The sequence below is a fragment of the Chryseotalea sanaruensis genome (assembly GCF_003990915.1).
Lineage (GTDB): Bacteria > Bacteroidota > Bacteroidia > Cytophagales > Cyclobacteriaceae > Chryseotalea > Chryseotalea sanaruensis.
On record NZ_BHXQ01000003.1, the window covers coordinates 415,311 to 431,960 of the forward strand.

A 16,650-nucleotide genomic window follows, 5' to 3' on the forward strand; every position below is an offset into this window, starting at 1 on the left:
CCCTAAACTAATCTTCGAAATAACTTTTTAAGCGTATAAACTCTGCTGCTTCTTTAGCGAGAAGTGGTTTATAGTTTTCAGGTACACTTGCCAGGGAGTAACACCACCCAGTATTAACTTCATCCCACCTTACCAGATATTTTACATTTCCTTTTAAAAGAATATCCATTTCGTAAATCTCTTCTTCCTGCTTATCTAGCATACCTGTAAATTGTAGGAGTATGTGATTTTTTTTAAAAAGCTCACCTCTATTACAGTCAATACTATTAAGTCGCATCAATAATTTTTCTTCCTGATTCCAGGCTTTAAACTTCAACTTACGCGGAGTAAAAATTTCCATAAATAAAGTTAATCATATTTGTAAAATACCTGAATGGTCTTTTAACTAAAGTCAAAAGACCTTGGTGATATTTACGACATCCTCCTCCTAGGTTATTTTACTAGCGTAACCAGGCCTTAGCAGAGGATAAAGATTCAAATAAGAAACACTAACTTAGCGCAATGGCAAGCAAGTCTGCGCTTTTTATTATTAACAAGTTTGCCGGTGGCGGTTTTCAACCTAAAGTTGAAGGTAAAATTCTAGACATTTGTGCTAAGCATAATATAGAATGTAGTATAGAGTTTACCCGAGACAGAGGCCATGCGACAGTTTTAGCACAAGAAGGAATTAATAAAAATTTTAACAGCATAATAGCAGTTGGTGGCGATGGTACTGTTAATGAGGTAGCCAGAGCACTTGTGAATACAGAACAAATAATGGCCATTGTTCCTAAGGGATCGGGTAATGGACTGAGCAGACACTTAGGTATTCCACTAGCTTTTGAAAAAGCTGTTGAAAATATATTTACAGGTAAAGTTCTTCGCATGGATACTTTTACGATCAACGACAGACTTTCATTAAATGTATCAGGTATTGGTTTTGATGGACATGTTGCTAATCTTTTTGGCAAAGATGGGAAGCGTGGTTTGATAGGTTATGCTAAACTCACTTTAAAAGAATTCTTACGATTCAAGAATTTTCCTATGACCATCAATATTGATGGTAAAGAACAAAATAGCAATTCCTTTATAGTTGCTATTGCCAATTCATCTCAGTATGGAAACAATGCACGCATTGCTCCATTAGCTTCTGTTACTGATGAGCTATTGCATCTTTCTATTTTAAAAAAGGTGCCATCACAAATGAGTATACCCTTCATGATTAAAATGTTTGCAGGTCAGGTTCATCGATCTGCTTATTGTGAAACTTTATCGGGTAAAAACATTATTATCAACACTGAACAACAGCAGCCCTTTCATGTTGATGGTGAGCCAACAGGTTATGATAATCAATTCAATATAAAATTGCAGCCACATTCGCTCAGTATTACTGTGCCCCAACAAACTTCTAAATACTAATTTTTAGATAAATACCGTTAGGCGGGTTAGACCCTTCTTATCAGATTTTCGTAAAATAGAGATTAACCAACTATTAATCCTATGAAAAAAACTATTACACTAGCCTTATTCCTTATTGGAATAATGGTGGCTCAGGCACAGTTACCCCTACCACCGAGTGGTGATAATCAAAAGTCAAGTGTGTCGCAAATGATTGGACTTGTAAAAGTAACTGTAGACTACAACAGCCCCGATGTACACGGCCCTAACGGAGAAGACCGAACGGGCAAAATCTGGGGAGAAGTAGTTCACTATGGATACATCGACCAAGGTTTTGGCACATCAAAAGCAGCGCCATGGAGAGCCGGGGCTAACGAAAATACCCTCATTACTTTTTCCCATGATGTTACGCTGGGTGGTACCGTTGTAAAAGCAGGTACTTATTCTTTATTCCTTGAAGTACAAAAAGAGGGTGCATGGACATGGATTGTTAATAAAGATATTAGCAGTTGGGGAAGTTATTTCTACGATGCACAAAAGGACGTTGTACGCGTGAAAGCAAATCCCGAAGATGCTGCTTTTAGCGAGTGGTTAAATTATGGTTTTGAAAACAGGAAAAGAAATACTGCTTCACTTTACTTACAATGGGAAAATAAGAAAGTGGCCTTACCTATAGCAGTTTCCAATACCAACGATATTTATGTAGATGCTATCAAAGATGTACTTAAAGGAACAACTACCGGATTTACACACGAAGCCTACATTCAGGCTGCCCAGTTTTGCGCTCAGAATAATGTTCAATTAGAACAAGGGTTGCAGTGGGCAGATTATGGACTTACAGATCCATTTGTGGGACGTGAAGATTTTAATGCGTTGGCAACCAAAGCGCAATTACTTACAGCATTAAAAAGAGAAAGTGATGCAGAGGCAGTAATGAGTAAAGCAATAGTTCATCCAACAGCCAGCATTCAAAATGTGCATCAATATGGAAGAAACTTATTAACAACTGGCAAAAACGAAAAAGCATTAGAAGTTTTCAAACTGAATGCTAAAAATCATCCTGAAGATAAATTTACTGTAAATGTTGGTTTAGCAAGGGGCTATACTGCGGTTGGTGATAAGAAAAATGCTATTAAGTATTGGGAACTTGCTATTAAAAATCTGCCTGAAAACCAGAAACAAAATCTAGGCTTTTATGAAGGCGAATTAAAAAAGTTGAAATAATAAACTTGATGCTTCTTTATAAGAATAATAAACAAGCAGTACTATTTCATTGTATATTTTAAAAGCCTTGAGTTTGATTTAACAGACTCAAGGCTTTTTGCTTAGACTATTTCCAAAGCAGCTTGTTCTTTAGAAGCCTTTTGATTTTTCAGGATAATTTTAAATGTAGTGCCCTTACCCAGCTCACTTGTCACCAGAATTTCTCCACCATTACCCTCAACAAACTCTTTGGCTAACAACAAACCAAGCCCCATACCCTTCTCATTAAGAGTACCTCGTTTAGTAAAATGTGTTTCTGTTTGAAAAAGTTTATCGACTTCGGCTGCGCTCATACCTACACCCTTATCGATAACACTTATCTCCACATTGCTACCTATTCTCAAAGCCAAGACTTCGATACGCCCTTGAATATGACTAAACTTCACTGCGTTGGCGATGAGATTCCTGACAACTAAACCCATTTGATTAATGTCTGCTTGTAGAAATATTGATTCATCCACTGAATTAAGAATAACTACTTCTTTACTTCTGGCAACCTCTTCAAACAAATGTATTTTATCTTTTACTAATTCAGCCAAATTAAACAAACCTTTGTTTGATTTAATACCGTTCAATTGTGCCTGGGCCCAATGCAAAAGATTATCAAGGTCATCATAAACAGAATCGATATTTTTTCTAAGGTTTTTAGAAACATGAATGAATTCCTCGTGGGTTAAACCCTCACGACTTATTAATTCCATAAGTCCCTTTAATCCTCCAAGTGGGCTTCTTAAATCATGGCTGATAATAGAGAAAAGCTTATCTTTTGTAGCATTCGATTCTCGCAATAAGGTGGTTTGCTTTTTAATTTCAGCGTTCCTATGCTCCACAACTTTCTTGGCACCTTTAATTCTGCGGTTATTATACCAAAGCACAAACATAAAGATGAGAAATACAACTGCACAGGCTATAGACAAATAAGTGAAAAGACGTTGTTGGTTGTAAGACTCTTGCTGCAAAGCAGCATCTCTGGTGAGTACTTCAATTTGAGCCTGCTTCAGTTCAGAATCAAATTTAGCTTGTGCAACACTAAGCTGCTCTATTCTTCTTCTGTTTGTTAGGGAATCATGTAATGCAATATATTCAGATTGAAAGGCATAGGCAGTTAATGGATCATCCAGCAAAATATAACTTTCTGCCAATTGTCTTAATGACGACTCCAACTCATCTCTATATGAATATTGTTTACCTATTTGAACTGCTTTTTGTAAAAGTGGAATAGCCTTATCAGGATTTTTAAGATGATTGTAGACTGCTCCTAGGCGGTAGAGTAATGAAATTTTCAGGTAATTATTATTGGAAGCATCTGCCAAGGATATGCCTTCATTGTAATAAATGATCGCCCTTGTGAAATTAGCTTGTGCTACTGCTATCTCTCCCAAGTTCCGACAAGAGAACCCAAGCACGTAGAATTCGTTGGCTCGTTTAGCTAAATCATAACTCAGCGTACTGTAATAAGTCGCTGAATCATATTTTCCCAATTGAATAAATGAGAAACCAATATTATTGAGACTTCTCCCATATGTTTTAAAATCACCTGCTTGTTGACTTAACATACCTGCTTCACGAAAATGTACGATGGCTGTCTCAAATTGCTTCTGGTCAAAGTAAATTGCAGCAATACTAATGAGGCTACTGGCGATGGTACTATTATCATTTATTTCTTTGGCCATATTCAACGCTTCATTAGCAATGCGGAGTGCCTCAGATAAATCACTATTGCGGTAGTGCATCCAGGCAATGCTCTCCAGCATACGGGCAATACCCTTTTTGTACTTCAAGCGTTCGGAAAGCAGCTTTCCTTCTAATGCCAGTTGTAAGGCTTCACGACTACTTCTGTCACGCAAACTATCAACAAGATTTCGTATTGCCTTAACTTTTAAGGTATCTTCAGGCATGCGTTGCAACTTGTCTCTATACGACAATTGTGCTTGAGCAGACCATGATAAGGTAACCAGGATAAAAAAGCTTAAAAAATGATGTTTCAATCGCATGTAAAGAACCAAACTATCCCGAAAGGTAGGGTTCAGCGCATGTAAAGCCGATAAAATATAAATGCAAAACTTACATGTTTTTAGACTACGTCCGATTGCAGAAAAAGCACCTATAATGAGTGATTAACCCAATTTTTACTTAGGTAACCTTGAAAATATCAAAAACTTATACTGCTAAAATGCATTCAGTACGATTTTATAACACGTATTAATGCCAATCGCATGCGAAATCCTGCCCTATGGGCTGTCCAGGTGGCGGTTGTGGTGCTTGCTGAGGCTTATAATTTTCAGGATTCACCCTAAAATCTGTCAACTTAGCTAAAACAGCTGCTCTGTATGAAAGCCAAGATTCCTGTGTATATTTTTTTGTGTTCAAACTAGATTCTATTGATTGCACTTTTCTTAAGGCCGATCCTCTTACTTGTGCACTACTTTCATTGGCTGTGGCTAATTTGAGTAAATTGTTAATAAAACTAGTATTGATTTGTTGTTGAGCCAGTCCTTCAATTCCCATCTTTTCTGGTGCATTGATAGTATGTTCAATTAACTTATCCAGAATAAATTCAAGACCGGGTTGATTTTGGTTTCTGCCATTATGCTCAATTAGTCTTGCAGCACGAGCCGGATGCAGTAACATAGCAAATGTCATATCGGACGCTGTTTCCACTGCAGTGAGCGGATCAAAAGCAAGATCAGTTCTTGATTTTAATAATTCCCGATGACGGCCATATCCCAATGGCCGGGGTGGTATTTGTTTAATAATATTTTCAGATAGCAGTAAGGTTGCTGGTGTTACTGTGCTTAGTAAAGCGTTAAGTGCTTTAAGTTGCTGTTCTTTACTGACCATCTCTGTTATTAACTGACCATCACCACGTAATGCATACCTATAGTTTATACCACCAATCATTTTAGCTGTTGCCTCAATTTGGTAGCGATGAAAGAAATATATCGGAACCAAAACTTCTTCTAACGTTGCCATGGGTGCACCAGGCTTTATGTTATTCTCTCCAAAATTTTTCAATGCAACTGCTCTTACCTCTAACACACGTGTAAGTTCATCAGCAGGATTTTTTCCATTGTCCCACAAATGTGCATACGGATGTGCACTGCCAGTTGGTCTTGCATCCTGATCAGAAAGGAAAGAAAGACCATTTTTAAGTGATTGTTGAATAATATCGTTCAGGGCTTTCTCTTCATTAACACCTTCAGGAAAATCCTGATAACCCCAGGTAATCGCTACTTTATCCCAGTTGCCAATTTTATCATCGTAGGCTTTGCTCACATCAATCTTCCCATTGTTTAAAAAAACATAAGGGTGCGGGTAGTCCATTACTGAAGCCAAATCTTCAGTGCTTGATGCGTAACTATGTGCAAGACCAATAGTATGACCAACCTCATGGGCTGATAATTGACGCAATCTTGCAACTGCTAATTCCTGCATTTCTTTTGACACTGGTTTACCCTCTTCATATGGAGCTAATAAACCTTCAGCAATTAAATAATCTTGTCTTACACGCAACGAGCCTAAGCTAACATGCCCCTTAATGATTTCACCAGTACGCGGATCAGTTACTGAAGCTCCATAAGACCAACCGCGAGTTGAGCGATGCACCCAGTTGATAACATTATAACGAACATCCATAGGATCAGCATCTTCTGGCAGCAGCTCCACTTGAAAAGCATTTTTGTATCCAGCAGCTTCAAAAGCCTGATTCCACCAGCGTGCTCCATCTAACAAAGCTGAGCGTATCGGTTCGGGCGCTCCACGATCTAAATAATAAATAATGGGTTCTACGGCTTCACTTAAAGAAGCATTCGGATCTTTTTTCTCAAGACGATGGCGGGTGATAAATCGTTTTTCTATGGGTTGATCGATAGGTGTTGCATAGTCATAATAACCCATGCTAAAATAACCTGCTCTTGGATCAAAAACTCTTCGCTTATAATTATTATCGGGTAGTTCAACAAATGAATGATGCTGTCTAACGGTAATGCTACTGGCAGTTGGTGTAACGCTTCTAATAAACCCTCCGGCAGGTTGTCCGGTAAAGGTAAGCGTTACTTCTATTTCAGAATTTTTAGGGAAATTTTTGGTACGCGGCAAGTAGAATGCCGATCTTGATTTATCTACTGAATAATTTCCCTGACCAGTGCTTTTTAAAGTACCTGAAACATCATGCGCATCTTGTATAAAAAAATCTGTAGCATCAACTAAAATTTTATTACCCTCCTCTGCTTCAATTTTAAATCCCCATAAAACAGATTGCGCAAATGCTTCTTCAACAGCTTGGCGTTCGTCAGCGTTATTACTAATAGCACGATAGCGATAATTGGGTTCAACCATTAAAACTTTTGGGCCTCTCTTCGCAAATTTAATAATACGTTCCCCACCCAGTTGCAAGCGATCAAGACCAATATCATTTGAACCTATACCAGCAGACAATGAAACGACATATAATAACTCAGTATCCAACTTATCTATTTGCAGAAAAATTTTATCTGTTTTCTCATCATAGAAGTACTCTATATAGCCTTTATAGGATTTGTACGATTTAATTTTACTTGTTATAGCTCCCTCAGCATTGTTTGTTTGTGCCTGAGCTTGATTTTTCTTTTGAGCGAACAGTAAATTAGTCGACAATAGTAATAGCAAAAGGAGTGAAATACGTAGCATAGGTTAATAGGTTTTTTTCAAGCTATTTATTTCAAGTTGGGTTCGCAAATATTTTTTGATAACTGGCAAAAAAAAGAGAGGTCGTTGTGAAAACGACCTCTCTAAAGGCACTAATAATACCAAATTCGAATTAATGGAAAGGCAAAACAGTAGATGCTGTTTTATTCTGCACTAAAATCCGATTAACATTATGTGTAATTATGCAGGTATTTGTATTTGCATCGTAAGTAAAAGCGTCAAGCTCCGTCTTAATACCGTCAATAAAAGAAGGCAGGATTGATATGGTAGAAGCATCTCCTGTAGGAATATTACTATTTGCTAATGCTTCTATTTCACTCACAACAAGACGAATACCCATATCAGTCATTCTTCTGCCTTCAGCAATAAAAATTTCCTGACGCATTAAGTAAAGCATTTCTAAAGCCTCATCTTCATTTGCCAAAGCAGTAATCATTGCTGCTGTAACAGAGGTTCCTGAAACGGTGGGAACAGGAACAGTTACACCAGCACCATTTCGCGTTCTTACTAAACCTGCCCTTAAAGGATCCGTTGCGCTTGCAGCAACCTGAACAGCATTGTTATTCGGACGAGAACCAGGCGCAGCTTCTGTCCTTCCTTCTACATTGTCGTTAACGTTAACAACTGGTCGGGCTGCTACCACACTTAATAAATTGGTTAAGGTAGTCTTTGCACCTGCAAGGTTATTCTGCGCTAATTGGGCCTCTGCAATAATTAAGTGTGCTTCTTCTATCTTTAAGAAGGGAGTGGCGCTCTCAAGTGAAGCACTAATGAAGAAACTTTTAGGGTCAAGAAAATCCAAACGAGGCAACGGTTGCAAATCATCGAATGTACCTCTGTCGAATAGTGCGTTTTGAATAGTGCTTGTCGGAGCATTTGTTGCATCAAACTCAACGGTTAGCAAAAATGATGGCGATGCTGCAATAGCTGCTTGTGCATCGTTAACAGCATTAGTCGCACTGCCTGCTCTATAATGAGCGCGTGCTCTTGCTAAAGTTGCAGTTGCTATTGTTACCGGGTCAGTTGCCAGCGTCAGAGAGGTAGTAAATTCATCTACCGCCTTTTGTAAGTGTTGTGCCGGTGACAATAGTGGGCCTGAAGGAGAACCTGGTAAAGCTTTAAAATACTCAGCTGACAGTAAACTTGATAAACCTTTATATATATGAAGTTTAGCTAATTGATCTTCTGTGGTAGTCGGATCTGCTTCTGCAACTGTTGTTAAACCATAATCGGCCATTTCTCGCAACCTGTGAATGGCAAACTGCAAGGTATTCATGTCTATATCTGTGAACAAGATATTTAGTCGATCCAGATTCTGGTTAAAAAATGTTCTTGTGTTCTGATAGTTATCAGAAGCAATCTCTGTAATGGTTACAGATGCATTGCTAATGAGTGCCAATTGCCTGTCGCAACCACCAATCCATGAAATCATAGGATTTGCTGTCCCTAAAATAGCATTCTCTGTTAAGTTAGGGTTAACAACATCAGTAGGATCGAATAACTCGCATGCTGTCATTGACAATAATGCAGTTACAACGGATATTTTTAATAAGCTTTTCATTTCTAAATGATTAAGTATTGTGAAAAATTATAGGCTTACGCGTACAGTGGCCAAAAAAGTACGTGGTGCTGATTCAGTACCAAAACCAAAACCACCTGCGCCAAAAGCACCCTGCGCTCCAATACCAGCACCTGTAACTTCAGGATCAAAGCTTGAGCTAAAGAAGTTGAAAGGATTAGTTACATTAAAACCAAGATCAACTTTCTTAAACATTTTGCCGTAGTATTTTGATGGAAGTGTATAAAAAAGTGAGATGTTTCTGATTTTAAAGTAATCAGTATCCTCTACCCAAACGCCTGCCAAATCAAAGAAGCTTTCACTTAAAGCGGCATCGGGAATTCTTCCTTCATCCTGTACTCCATTAAAATAACGTAGTACATCATCTACTGCCACACCTTGTGCCCCTTGTTGATAATCACCACTAACAAAAAGCGAAAGTCTTTTCTTAAAATTAAAGTTTAATGAAAGTGTACCAAAGCGATCAGCTATTGGTGAACCAAGGTTTGCATTTTGCTCAACACTTTCTAATGATCCATCGGCCGCAAAAGTTGGTTTACCTCCACGAAGATATCCTAAAGGAAGACCCTCTTTAACAAATGAGCCCAAGAAAGTGAAACCACCTACGTTAAATTCGGGTGCGCCTCCACTGCTCACTACTTTATTATCAACAGTGTTTACTGAAGCATTAAATGTAAGACCAACGTTTTCATTATCAAGGATCACAAATGAAGTTCCAATTTCCCAACCTTCGTTGCTAATCTCGCCAATGTTGCGCAATTGATTTATCTGCCCTACAGAAGAAGCAAAGGGTGCATTGAATAAGGCATCAGTTGTAACTGCATTGAACTTTGTTATTTGAAGATTAATACGGTTTGTCAGGAAGCCAAGATCCAGTCCAAGTTCTGTTGTCGCTGTTCTCTCTGGCTTTAAGTTAACATCACCCGGTACACCAAAAGTGTAGGTTGGTATACCTAAGAATGGATTTACCGCAATCAATCTTTCGTTTACAAATGGTGTTGGGAAGTTACCAGCCTCACCATAATTTGCTCTCAACTTAACATTAGATAAAATGTTTTCAGAGATTGCATTGCTAAAAAATTCTTCATCAGATAAAGAGTAAGAGAGTCCTACTTTAGGGAAAGCTTGTAAACCAATTTCCTTACCGAATGCCGAATTACCATCAAGACGCACACCAAATTCAAGGAAAATTTTGTCATTAAAGCCCAGATTCTCTTGAGCAAAAAATCCGTAATTAGTTACCGTACGCAAGAAATCTTGAGCTACTGTTTCAGAAGAGTTATTAATTGAGCGAGAACCTTCTGTTACACCGGTTGCTGTAATCAATAATTGTTCATCAACATTTCTGAAGAACTGCCCACCGGCAGTAGTAATGAATGAAAATTTACCCAGTTTCTCGCGATATTGAAAGTTTAAGTCACCTGTAATACCTGTAAACTTTCTTTCAGCAATTGTAATAGAACCTTGATCTGTAGTGCCTGTTGCGACTGCGCCAATGGCAATTAAGAAGGCATTTGTTTGAATATCTTGTTGCTTACTAGTTCGTGAATCTATACCCAAATTCATTCGTCCCGAAATCTTATCGCTCAACTTCATTTCAAAACCATGAGAGTTTTGAAAACGTTTTACAGTTTCAGTTATACCCGTAAGGCCAACATAGTTTCTCACTTCATCTTTTAAGTCGCTAAACCCCTGCTCATCCAAGTCAGATACATCACCATATGCACCACCCTCTATATTTGCGAAAGAGGAGAAGCTATTGTTAGCGTTGTAATCGCGTTGGAAATTTGTACTTACAAAAGAGGCTGACGAAGAGTACTTTAACCAGTTATTAATCTTTGCAGAAAAACCAGTTCTGAAGTTATAGCGCTTTTGATCGTTGGCAAGTCGAAAACTATTATCAGAGCTTACACTTCCTGATACGCTGTAAGTAACATCTTCTTTACCACCATCAACACCAATGGTATAGCTCTGTGTAAAACCTGTTCTGAATAAAACATCCGCTGTTTCTTTATATTTCAAAAAATCACGCGTTCCAGAGATTGCGCCCAGTTGTGTTTCAAAGTTGATTCTGTTTTGTCCGGCAGTTCCTTTCTTAGTGAAAATTTGGATAACACCATTTGCAGCATCAGCTCCAAACAGCGTGGTAGCGGCACCTCCTTTTACATATTCAACTCTTTCGATGTTTTCAATAGGAATATCGTTCAGTGCACTACTACTTGCTCCACCTGTACCCACATTTAAAGATGGATTAGAATTCAAATTATCCACTCTTACTCCGTCAATATAAATTACCGGAGTTGTAGAGGAGTTTGCAGACACCGGACCTCTTGTACGAATTAGTGAAGCGGTACCGGGTTGACCTGAGCTTAATCTGATTTGTGCATTAGGTAGTTGTGCCTGAAGCAATTGATCTAATCGCCCACCGGGCACAGCATCAATTTGGGCTTTGTCAACAACATCCACGGTAGTTGACAATCTTTTCTTCTCAATACCATATCCTTGGCCTGTTACTACAATTTCTGATAATTGAGTAATATCAGTGGATAGCGAAATATCAACAATAGCCCTATCATCTACTGCAAGCTCTTGCGTTTGTAATCCAATAAAAGAGAAAACAAGAATTGCATTATTTGATGTAACATTAAGAGTATAACGTCCATCCGCGTCTGTTACTGTACCTATTGAGGTACCTTTTACTACAACGTTTACCCCTGGCAAGGAGGTTCCATCATCCTTGGAAGTAACCCTTCCTGATACAGTTCGCTCTTGTGCCCATACTGATGTAATCATCAGCAGGTAAACAAAGCATGTTTGTAAAATTTTCTTCATGGCATTTAACTTTTTGGTATCCATTACTGCACACGCAGCATGTTATTCCAAAAGTCAAAATTTTCACTGCCAATAAAATGACTGACAAAGAGGTATAAATAAGCAGAAAGAGTAACCTTTAATGTGGTATAGTAGAGGTTGGAATTAATAAAAAAATATTTAAAAATGAAAAAGCTGCTTTAAAAGTCTATTCATTACTTCAAAAAACATTTTGAAGTAATGAAACAACTTGATAAAACAGCCTCTTAGAAAAAAGACAAACCAAAAAAAAACTTATACTTTAAATCAATTTTTCAAGATTTGCTTTAGCTATCGCCTCAGATTTACAAGTAACCTGAAGTTTTGAATAAATATTTTTGATATGCGTTTTTGAGGTCTCCTTAGAAATAAACAGTTCCTCTGATATTTGCGTATAGGTCTTACCCTCTGAAATCAGTTGTAAAATTTCTGTTTCTCTCTTAGTGAGTGGTGAATTCGGATTAACATGAAAGTTATCTATTACCATCCTGGCTATGCGGCTGCTCATGGGTGCACCACCTTTTGTTATTTCTTCTAATGCAGATAGCAGCTCCATATAATTAGCGCTCTTCGTTATATAGCCAGAAGCGCCTGCCTTCAGTGCTTCAAATACAAGATCACTATCTTCATAAACAGTAACCATTATAATATCTGCAGTAGGCATTTTATCCTTAATTGTTTTTGTAGCGTGGATCCCATTCATGCCCGGCAATTCAATGTCCATTAACACAATCTCAGGCTTATCCCTTTGTAAACTGGCAATAGCTTCTTCGCCTGTTCCATAGCCATTCACCACAATAAATTTTGGCGAACTATTAACAATGAGACTAAAACTATTTCTTATTTCCTGGTCATCCTCTACCAGTACTACTCTCTTTTTAAACGGTAATGCCATATTTTATTAATTTAATATTATTGAATTCTAAACTAATTATTGTAATCCCTTTTCTATCCTGGCTTAAATCTTCAGGTGTACTGCTAATACGTAAAATACTCTTAATACGGTTAGCTCTATCTCTAATATTTTGCAAACCATTTGTACTTTTCAAGTCCGGTACAGAAAACCCTTTGCCATCATCTTCAAAAGACATAATGAACATATTACCCCTTCTTTGTAATGAAAGCTTAACATTTTGCGCTTCAGAGTATTTAAAGGCATTGGTCATAGCTTCTTTAAAAATAAGATTTGCCTGCCTGCTGAAACCATATGGAAGCACAATTTTTTCACGTACTTCGTTATAGGCTCTGAAACTGATAGACTTCTCTTCAAATAACTTTTCCCCAAAATCGCGTAAGTGAATGAAGAGTTTCGATAACTCGTCATTGACCGGATCTATAGACCAGATAAAATCGCGAGTACCCGTGTATAAATATTTGGCAGACCCTTCGACTTTTGAAAATAAATCTTGTTGGGACATACCACTCTTGCCGTTTAATCGTAGCAAACTGACATAATTAATGATACGCGAAAGTTGGTTGCCCATTTCATCATGAAAGTCCCTGGCTATTTCCTTTCTAAGCATCTCCTGTTCTCTGGCTCTTATTTGTTCTAACTCTACAGCTCGTTGAACTTTATGGCGCACTCTTAAATAAAAATAAAGTAGAATAAGACCAATGACTAAAACTGTAATCGTGAATAGAAAACCAGCTGTCTGATAAAATGGTGCTTCAACTTCAAAATTGTATCTAAGTGGTGTTAAATCCCAGGCACCAATGTTGTTTGTCGAAATAACTTCGAAGGTGTATAACCCTGGAGGAAGATTAGAATAATTAGCTTCGTATTTAGAGGAAGGAAGGGACCAACTTCTATCGTGGTTGACTAAACGATACTTGAACTTAACTGATTTTGGATAGCGCTTGTCTACCCTGTTAAAATTAAAACTAATATTATTCTCATCTGGAGGCAGACTAAGATCTACAGGAATTTTAAAAAAACCTTCAACCCCTTTTGAGTATGACTGAATACCCCTCTTACCATAAGAAAGACTTACCTCAGTGAGATGTAAAGGAAATGACTTCGCCTCTTTGCTTTCAATCGTATAGAATTCATATAGCCCATCAATCATACCAAAATAGTGTTCATCTTTTGCTAAATGAAAAGCATTCTGGTTTGCTTCAATACCTTCAAGTCCGTTAGTGTGATCGTATTGAAGCGTACTTTCAATTTGAAGATTACTGTCCAATCTGATCCTGGAAATCCCTTTTTCAGTACCGATCCAAATATCATCGTGCGGATCAGCCGCTGCGAAATAAATAAAGTCGGATGATAACCCTTCTTTTGAACTAATACGTTTTTTGTACATCGTTCTCGGATTATATAATACTACACCTGAGCCACCAGTGCCAATTAATAAAAGTGAGTCGCGAAAAGGATTAATGGAGTAGATATTTGTATTGCCAATTTCTGCAATATTAGGATGATAAATCAAACCATTTTTCAAATCAGAAATTCCAAACTCACCACCAATAAATAAGGATTTATAATGAGCACTATAAAACAATGAAAAGATGCTACTACTGTTTAATCCGTCTTTAATGGTATAATGCTTAAAATTTTGTCCGTCATAATAGCTTAATCCTGCACCAAAGGTTCCAACCCACAAATTACCTTTTTCATCAAACTGTATGCTAGTGATAGAACTACCACTTAGACCTTCATTACTGGTAAACCATTTAAAAGTTTTTGTCTTATACTGGTACTGTCCTAAACCATACTGAGTTCCTACCCATATTGTACCGTCAGGCGATTTCTTTATACAGGTTATTGCATTTCTATAGGGTTCCTTAGAATCTATAAAATGTTCGACTTTCGTTCCTTTCATTCTGATCAGTCCCTGATTAGTGGTTCCTATCCAAGTGGTGCCATCATCTTCTTTTAAAATGGCCATCACACTTCGCATGTTATCAGAGCTGCACTTATTAAAGTCCTGAATAAAATATTTATATAAACCATTACCATTAGTTGCCAGCCATGTATTGCCTTCTGAATCTGGAAGTATTTGAACAATTGACCCTTCTATTTTAATAGTATCAACCTTATGCGTTGTTGTTGTAATTGTTTCCTTCAGTAAATGATTCTTATACCTGGTCCAGAATATATTTTTATTAGAATCATAAAAGAGGACAGTGTTCTTGACTTTCAAATCTCTTTTGGTGAAAATCAATGCTTCTGTATCTAAGGTGAAATATCCACTGTCGGTAAAAAGCCAAGTTTCCTGGTTCATTGTAAACATGGAATAGAGTCTGTTAAAATCATTGCTATGATTAAACGAACGCTTTCCACTTTTGCCAAGAATAACAAATGAGCTGTCGTTGAGGTACAGCATGGTTTCTTTTGATGGCAACAAATGTGAATAAGCTATATTTTTATTCTTTTTTACATGTTTAGCCCAGTAATAAACAGAGTCATTAAAAATTTTTCCGAGTGTTCCAGGTGAAGAGAGAAAAAAAAGAGAGTCACCTTGTTGAAAAATTCTTCTTAAGCGTTTATTGTTTGCGGGCATTCCAGGTTGCTCAAAAACTTTAAAAGTTCTCCCATCAAATTTTGTTATTCCGCGTGGATGGACAATCCAAAGATTCTGTTTAGAATCTATTTTTAGAAAACTAATGATGTTGCTTGACAGCCCATCTAAAGTTGTGTATACTTTAAATTCACTCCCGTCAAAGCGAGCCAACCCTCCCCCCTGAGTGGCAACCCATAAATAACCTTGGGCGTCTTCAACAACCATATTTACCTGTGATTGCGGCAATCCATCAATCGCCTTATAGTTTTTAAGCGAGTATTGCTGGGCCTGAACTGAACTGCTTGTCAGTAAAATAAGGACACATGCAATGAATTGTTTCATCAGTTACTAATCATTTTAAATTGTCATGTACCAGCATATCTGAGGCGGATTTTGATACCTAGCTACAAAAACATAAAGTGTACTATTACCTTTTTGGATAAAATTATTTTAAACTCAATTCTAATCCTGCCAATTTAGGGCTATTTAATTGAGTCCATATAACCCAACATACGGTAAACTATTGCGAAAAGATGCGATAAATTGGTCCTAAAGCCTACCCCCATTGAAAATACTAAGCAATTTTGACCATTAAGTGTTTTAAAAGACGGTATAAAAATCAACAAGTGAGCAACTTTTTATAAAAGCTCTCTATCATTACCGTGGCTATTATGGTTTTTTACACAAAGAAGAAATTGAGGTGCACTTGCTTTATATAGAGATTGGCACAATCATTACTTACCTAAAGAAAGTTAAGACTACTTAATCGATTGAAATTTATGAAGCCTTGTGTATGGTAGGTGAGGCTGCTACAAATAAAGCTACGCCTTTCTCTTGTAAGTAAAGTCATACGTAGTTACCCACACACTACCATCTTCAGATGTTTGGTGCAGTTGTCTGACTTCATTTTTACTAATGTTATAAAAATGGAATTTAACAAATTGTTTCTTGCCCGCTGGTGATAATGTTTCATACTCAAAGCGCATGGCACCATCACGATATTCACCATTAAGAAATTCAGTAACATTGAGGCCACCAGAGCCTACCCATACCTGCTTCCACTTGCCGGTGGCAGGATCAACAAAATTCATACTCTTTCCAGTAAAAGGCTGACCGGCAGAAGTCCAATTCTCCAATATCATACACCCCCCGGAAGCAATCTCAATCTTTGAGTGTCCGGCCAATTTTTCGCTACCTGTTACGTTGGCATCCCACTCGCCTATCCAAAAATCAAACTCACGCGCTTGTGCAATATTCATGCATGGTGAAGTTTGCTGAGCCTTAGCTAAAATGGGTAAACTTAAGAGGAGAAGAAATAAATATTTCATGGTTTTTAGCATTTAGATAAAGTTTACTACTTTTCACAACTTATACATCACCCGTATTGCTGTA

General features: G+C 37.5%; 10 protein-coding genes. 2 read left to right on the forward strand and 8 right to left on the reverse strand.

Annotated features, from left to right (window positions below; genetic code table 11):
- Window positions 1-7: 7 nt before the first annotated feature.
- The gene (locus SanaruYs_RS09735; RefSeq protein ID WP_127122360.1) at window positions 8-340 is read right to left on the reverse strand and encodes a YopX family protein; all 333 of its coding nucleotides are present in this window, start codon (window positions 338-340) and stop codon (window positions 8-10) included.
- Window positions 341-501: 161 nt separating this feature from the next.
- On the opposite strand from SanaruYs_RS09735, the gene SanaruYs_RS09740 reads away from it, so the two are divergent.
- Window positions 502-1,398, forward strand: coding sequence for a diacylglycerol/lipid kinase family protein (locus SanaruYs_RS09740; RefSeq protein WP_127122361.1), 897 nt, complete (start codon window positions 502-504; stop codon window positions 1,396-1,398).
- An 81-nt stretch (window positions 1,399-1,479) separates the two neighbouring features.
- On the forward strand, window positions 1,480-2,601 hold the full coding sequence (locus SanaruYs_RS09745; RefSeq protein ID WP_127122362.1) for a DUF2911 domain-containing protein: 1,122 nt from the start codon (window positions 1,480-1,482) through the stop codon (window positions 2,599-2,601).
- Between the two features lie 101 nt (window positions 2,602-2,702).
- On the opposite strand, the gene SanaruYs_RS09750 is transcribed toward SanaruYs_RS09745, so the two are convergent.
- The 7 genes from SanaruYs_RS09750 to SanaruYs_RS09780 all read right to left on the reverse strand — a co-directional run bounded on the left by SanaruYs_RS09750 (window position 2,703) and on the right by SanaruYs_RS09780 (window position 16,586).
- The gene (locus tag SanaruYs_RS09750; protein WP_127122363.1) at window positions 2,703-4,634 is read right to left on the reverse strand and encodes a tetratricopeptide repeat-containing sensor histidine kinase; all 1,932 of its coding nucleotides are present in this window, start codon (window positions 4,632-4,634) and stop codon (window positions 2,703-2,705) included.
- Between the two features lie 208 nt (window positions 4,635-4,842).
- Window positions 4,843-7,308 (reverse strand): zinc-dependent metalloprotease, encoded by a 2,466-nt coding sequence (locus SanaruYs_RS09755; RefSeq protein WP_127122364.1) that lies wholly within the window; start codon window positions 7,306-7,308, stop codon window positions 4,843-4,845.
- A gap of 130 nt (window positions 7,309-7,438) precedes the next feature.
- A complete protein-coding gene (locus tag SanaruYs_RS09760; RefSeq protein ID WP_127122365.1) occupies window positions 7,439-8,887 on the reverse strand; it encodes a hypothetical protein in 1,449 nt (482 codons plus the stop codon).
- 27 nt (window positions 8,888-8,914) lie between these two features.
- Window positions 8,915-11,737, reverse strand: coding sequence for a TonB-dependent receptor domain-containing protein (locus tag SanaruYs_RS09765; RefSeq protein ID WP_160118627.1), 2,823 nt, complete (start codon window positions 11,735-11,737; stop codon window positions 8,915-8,917).
- A gap of 280 nt (window positions 11,738-12,017) precedes the next feature.
- Complete coding sequence (locus SanaruYs_RS09770) at window positions 12,018-12,650, reverse strand: response regulator transcription factor (protein WP_127122367.1); 633 nt, start codon at window positions 12,648-12,650, stop codon at window positions 12,018-12,020.
- Entirely contained in the window at window positions 12,634-15,600 is a 2,967-nt protein-coding gene (locus tag SanaruYs_RS09775) for a ligand-binding sensor domain-containing protein (protein WP_127122368.1), read from the reverse strand. Before SanaruYs_RS09775 ends, SanaruYs_RS09770 begins: the two co-directional genes overlap by 17 nt.
- Window positions 15,601-16,079: 479 nt before the next feature.
- The gene (locus SanaruYs_RS09780; RefSeq protein WP_127122369.1) at window positions 16,080-16,586 is read right to left on the reverse strand and encodes a hypothetical protein; all 507 of its coding nucleotides are present in this window, start codon (window positions 16,584-16,586) and stop codon (window positions 16,080-16,082) included.
- Window positions 16,587-16,650 lie beyond the last annotated feature (64 nt).

Bases quoted from the DNA above. Each gene is read 5' to 3' on its own strand.
- SanaruYs_RS09765 (WP_160118627.1), bottom strand. From the start codon at position 11,737: ATGAAGAAAATTTTACAAACATGCTTTGTTTACCTGCTGATGATTACA.
- SanaruYs_RS09770 (WP_127122367.1), bottom strand. From the start codon at position 12,650: ATGGCATTACCGTTTAAAAAGAGAGTAGTACTGGTAGAGGATGACCAG.
- SanaruYs_RS09735 (WP_127122360.1), bottom strand. From the start codon at position 340: ATGGAAATTTTTACTCCGCGTAAGTTGAAGTTTAAAGCCTGGAATCAG.
- SanaruYs_RS09755 (WP_127122364.1), bottom strand. From the start codon at position 7,308: ATGCTACGTATTTCACTCCTTTTGCTATTACTATTGTCGACTAATTTA.
- SanaruYs_RS09740 (WP_127122361.1), top strand. From the start codon at position 502: ATGGCAAGCAAGTCTGCGCTTTTTATTATTAACAAGTTTGCCGGTGGC.
- SanaruYs_RS09750 (WP_127122363.1), bottom strand. From the start codon at position 4,634: ATGCGATTGAAACATCATTTTTTAAGCTTTTTTATCCTGGTTACCTTA.
- SanaruYs_RS09780 (WP_127122369.1), bottom strand. From the start codon at position 16,586: ATGAAATATTTATTTCTTCTCCTCTTAAGTTTACCCATTTTAGCTAAG.
- SanaruYs_RS09760 (WP_127122365.1), bottom strand. From the start codon at position 8,887: ATGAAAAGCTTATTAAAAATATCCGTTGTAACTGCATTATTGTCAATG.
- SanaruYs_RS09775 (WP_127122368.1), bottom strand. From the start codon at position 15,600: ATGAAACAATTCATTGCATGTGTCCTTATTTTACTGACAAGCAGTTCA.
- SanaruYs_RS09745 (WP_127122362.1), top strand. From the start codon at position 1,480: ATGAAAAAAACTATTACACTAGCCTTATTCCTTATTGGAATAATGGTG.